Annotated in this window: 5 protein-coding genes; 1 reads left to right on the top strand and 4 read right to left on the bottom strand. The window is 63.7% G+C overall.

Going from position 1 to position 4,042, the window contains the following annotated elements:
• Positions 1-109: 109 nt before the first annotated feature.
• Complete coding sequence (locus tag ACWEO7_RS38375) at positions 110-547, bottom strand: LIC_13387 family protein (protein ID WP_452430631.1); 438 nt, start codon at positions 545-547, stop codon at positions 110-112.
• 64 nt (positions 548-611) lie between these two features.
• Between ACWEO7_RS38375 and ACWEO7_RS38370 the strand changes: the two genes are divergently transcribed.
• The gene (locus ACWEO7_RS38370; RefSeq protein WP_452430629.1) at positions 612-1,193 is read left to right on the top strand and encodes a TetR/AcrR family transcriptional regulator; all 582 of its coding nucleotides are present in this window, start codon (positions 612-614) and stop codon (positions 1,191-1,193) included.
• A gap of 198 nt (positions 1,194-1,391) precedes the next feature.
• Here the strand turns inward: ACWEO7_RS38370 and ACWEO7_RS38365 are convergent, their stop codons facing one another.
• The 3 genes from ACWEO7_RS38365 to ACWEO7_RS38355 all read right to left on the bottom strand — a co-directional run bounded on the left by ACWEO7_RS38365 (position 1,392) and on the right by ACWEO7_RS38355 (position 3,641).
• A complete protein-coding gene (locus tag ACWEO7_RS38365) occupies positions 1,392-2,783 on the bottom strand; it encodes an amidase (RefSeq protein ID WP_452430627.1) in 1,392 nt (463 codons plus the stop codon).
• Entirely contained in the window at positions 2,770-2,997 is a 228-nt protein-coding gene (locus tag ACWEO7_RS38360) for a hypothetical protein (protein ID WP_452430626.1), read from the bottom strand. The genes ACWEO7_RS38365 and ACWEO7_RS38360 overlap by 14 nt, the downstream gene beginning before the upstream one ends.
• Positions 2,998-3,404: 407 nt before the next feature.
• Positions 3,405-3,641 carry a hypothetical protein gene (locus tag ACWEO7_RS38355; RefSeq protein WP_452430625.1) on the bottom strand — a complete coding sequence of 79 codons (237 nt, stop codon included), beginning with the start codon at positions 3,639-3,641 and terminating at the stop codon, positions 3,405-3,407.
• Positions 3,642-4,042 lie beyond the last annotated feature (401 nt).

Raw genomic sequence — 4,042 nt, 5'->3', positions numbered from 1 at the left:
TCTGTCGCAAGGAGACATGATCAACCAAGGGCTTCACCCATGATCACCCGGGGTATTGAAAACCCAGCCCAGAGGTTAAAACTCAAGCTAGGCCGTGTCTCCAAATTATTCAGCCGACCGTCGCAGGTCGACGCGCCCGCACCGGCGCGACTACGGCTGCGGCGAACGCCAAGCTGGCCAGCGCGAACAAGACGATGGGCGGCGGCGGCTCCAACGCGACCGACAGCATGAGAAGGCCCAATGATGCTGCGAGGCCGACGAATCCAGCCTGACGCGCTTGGCCGGGCTCGGCTGCAAAACGAGCGAGCATGAGAAACAAGACGCCGACGAGCGCCATCGCGATTCCCATTGCCAGGCTGAAACCCATGAACAGCTGGTAGTGGCTGCGTTGAGTACCCATCAGTTCGAAGGGCTCGTTTCGGAGAACGGCTTCGAACGTCTTGTCTTCGGCCGATGGCCTCAGCCGCAGGTAGACATCGCCGGCGCTGTGGCCGATGCCCGTGATGATCCAGCACCACGCGCCTATGCGGTAGAAGGGGATACGCATTTGGGGGAACCTCCCGAGCGGAACGATACATCTGTAGTGGATGCTACATCTGTAGCATCGATCTGTGAACAGGAGCGAATCAGATCGCAAGATGTTGCTGGCGGACGCCGCCATCGAGGTCATCGGCGAGCACGGCTTGCGCGGGCTCACGCACCGCGCGGTCGAGTTGCACGCCGGGCTACCACCGGGGACCTGTAGCTACCACTTTCCGAGCCGACGCGCACTGCTCGCCGCGGTCCTCGACCGCATCGCCGAACTCGATCGGGCCGACATTGAGCGGCACAGTCACGGGCTACTGGGTCCGGATATGAATCGGGAAGTGCTGATCGACGGCGCCACCACAACTCTGGCGCACTGGCTCGGCCCGGCGCGCACACGCAGTCGCGCGCGCCTGCTGCTCCAGCTGGACCCACCGAGCCGGCAACTGACGGCCACCACGATCGAGACCGTCACTGCGGATTTCGTAGCATTGACGGCGACAGTTACCGGCGACGTCGAGCGCGCAGGTCTTATCATCGCGCTCATCGACGGTCTTATCCTCGACGAACTCATCCGCGGTGTCACCCCGGTCGACGTCGACCAGCTCCGGACCAAGGTGACGGCGATCGTTGCGCTCACCCTACCGGCAGATAGGGCGAGTCACTAGTTTCGGATTGCAGTGTTTACCAGCATGATTGAGCTGGCCAGGAGGACTCCGCCGAGGAAGTTCGTGGCGTATTTGTCGTAGACCTCGCCATATCTCAAAGCCTAAGCCCGCCAATCAGCCTCACACCTGCGGCGCTACTTCGAGCAACGCTCTAGTGCGTGCCAGTGCCGCGGATCCAGCGGACCGTCGCGCTGCTGTTCAGGCAGTCGGTGCGAGCGTGCGCGCTTCTTCGGTCTGTTCGTAGGCGTTGCCGATCCGCAGCAGCGTGGACTCGTTGAGTGGCCGTCCGAGCAATTGCATACCGATCGGCATCCCGGACACGTCATGGCCGACGGGCACCGAAAGGGAAGGAATCCCGGTGATATCGGCGGGAGCCGAAAGACGAACGTAGGCATCGGATACGCCCTCCACGGTGCCGTCCGGCCAGGTGATCGTGTCCTGCCCCGTCGGCACGGCGGTGACCGGTACCGTCGGAGCGGCGATCGCGTCGACCGTGTCGAGAATCCGCGCCCAATCGCGCCGCATCAGAGTGCGGGAGCGCTGGGCGCGCAGATAGTCCCCGGTTGGCACGAGCTCGCCGGCCTCGAGCAGGATGCGCACGTCTTCCTGGTACAGCTCGGGAACGGACCGCAGGGTTCGTTCGTGGTAAGCGGTCGCCTCGGGCACCATCAAGCCCCATTGGGTGGCCTGGATGTAGCGCGTCATTGGAATCTCGACCTCCACCAGGCCGGCGCCGAGCGATTCGAGGCGATCGATGGCGCGGCGGACCGCGGCTTCCACCTGGGCGTCGATGTGGTCGAAGTAGTAGTTGCGCGGTATGCCGATGCGTAGACCTCGTAGATCCGCGGCCCCGTCCAGCCGGTAGTGCCGAGGAGCATCGGCCAAGGAGGCTGGATCGCGTGGGTCGTATCCGGCCAGGGCGGCCAAGACCACGGCTTGATCGCGGGTGGTGCGTGTGATCGGGCCGACATGATCCAGCGACCACGACAGTGCGGTGACGCCGTGCCGCGGGATCAATCCATACGTCGGCTTGAGACCCACCACACCGTTGAGAGCGGCGGGCACCCGAATCGATCCACCGGTGTCGGTGCCCAGGGCGAAGGTCGCGGCGCCGGCTGCGACGGCGACCGCGGAGCCGCCACTGGAGCCACCGGCGATTTTGTCGGCGCTCCAGGCATTCCGGGTTTGCGGCGTGGTCACACCATAGGCGAACTCGTGCGTGTGGGTCTTGCCGATCAAGATCGCACCGGCTGCCCGTAGCCGTTCGGCGACGGTGCTGTCAGCTGTGGCGCAGTAGTCGGCGCGGACTCGGGAGCTCGCGGTGGTGGCCACCCCGGCGACATCGATCAGGTCCTTGAGGCCCATGGGGATTCCGTGCAGCGGGCCCCGAATATGTCCCGCTGCGATCTCTTCCGCGGCTTGCTGCGCGGCACTGCGGGCGCGCTCCGCCGTGATGGTGACGTAGGCGTTCAGGCGCGGTTCGACCAGTTCTACACGCTCGAGGACGGAGTCCACCAGCTCGACGGGAGACAGCTGCCCGGCCGCGATGGCGGTGGCGGCCGCGGTGAGTGAGAGTTCATACGGCCGCATCGTGCTTGTCCTCCTGGGCGCGGTAGGCGAGGGCGGGTGGGGTGTCGCCGAAGTCGAGTTCACGCAGCACGGCGATGACGGAGTGGATGTGGTCGGCGGTGGCCGCGACCACAGTGTGGCGATCGGCGGTGAGTGGGAGACCGGCGCGGGCGGCCCAGTGAGCCGCCATCGGCGGTGTGAGTTCGGTGGATTGCTCCGGTCTGGATTCGGTCATGAAGATTCCTCGATGATGAGAACGCTCGGTTGAAGCGCATTGGCCGATCGGCATGAGACAGCTGAATATGCTGTCCGACAACATGAATCGACGAGCATGACGAATGCCGCCGGCCTGGGCCGACGTGCGGGAACGATTCAGGAGATCCCCAGCCGCCGACGCGAGCCTGGATCGAGCGCTGGGTATCTCGCGATGCATGCCGAGTCGGCCTGTCGGGCGCGTCTCCCGGGCTCGGTGCGATGGACAATCATCGGATGGCGCCGACGAATCGGTGCTTGCTCGCTGGACGTCGGCGCCCGATCCTCGGGTGTGCCCGGGGCGCGTCCACTGCGCAGTGATGGCGAACTTCTGTTCCGCACTAGACCTCCTGGGGGAAGATGCGGAGAAATATAGTCTCAGATCACTACTCAATGTGGACGAATCGCGAACTTCGGCCACAACGCCGACGCGACGACGCCATATGAGCAGTTCAGAGGGGTTAAATCCGACCAGGGCGAACAATTGAAGTTCAGCGGGTTGAGTGGAATTTGGTTGTAATAAGCAACTACGATGAGGCGGTTAGCATGGTCCTCCTCGTCCCATAGATCATCGCCGAGCCGGTCGGCGAGGCCGCTTCTGCGTGCCGACTGCAGATCCTCCGTCATGCGGATGCATCGCAGATGTGGTCCTGCAGTACTGAAATGGCTGGTCGAAAGGTGCATCTGCGGATGTTGCCGAGGGGTCTGAGGCGATCCTTGGAAGGAGCGATGAGATCTGTCGACGTGCCGCGCCGCCTTGATTAAGGGTGCCATGCAGTTTCGATACACGACTACTAGCGATCGGCGATGAGAGAGTAAATCCGCAGTTAAAGCCACTTGTCGTGCAGCAGAGTGTTGCGTTGTGCAACTTGGATTTGTACGGTGGACGTCGGCCGTGGATGGCTTGCTGCCGCGCGGTGTCGAAGGGAGTGAAATGAGACACCTTCTGTCAACCTCAGGCGGCGAGTACGCGTTGGCGGTTGCTGACGTGGGTTTCTTCGTTGTAGGCGGTGCCGCGGGTCAGGCAG

The sequence above is a fragment of the Nocardia sp. NPDC004260 genome, assembly GCF_053603155.1.
This window is presented reverse-complemented; position numbering and strand designations above follow the sequence as displayed.

What these genes read in the sequence shown, in the direction of transcription:
- ACWEO7_RS38375 (WP_452430631.1), bottom strand. Translation starts at nt 547, where the DNA reads ATGCGTATCCCCTTCTACCGCATAGGCGCGTGGTGCTGGATCATCACG.
- ACWEO7_RS38365 (WP_452430627.1), bottom strand. Translation starts at nt 2,783, where the DNA reads ATGCGGCCGTATGAACTCTCACTCACCGCGGCCGCCACCGCCATCGCG.
- ACWEO7_RS38360 (WP_452430626.1), bottom strand. Translation starts at nt 2,997, where the DNA reads ATGACCGAATCCAGACCGGAGCAATCCACCGAACTCACACCGCCGATG.
- ACWEO7_RS38355 (WP_452430625.1), bottom strand. Translation starts at nt 3,641, where the DNA reads ATGACGGAGGATCTGCAGTCGGCACGCAGAAGCGGCCTCGCCGACCGG.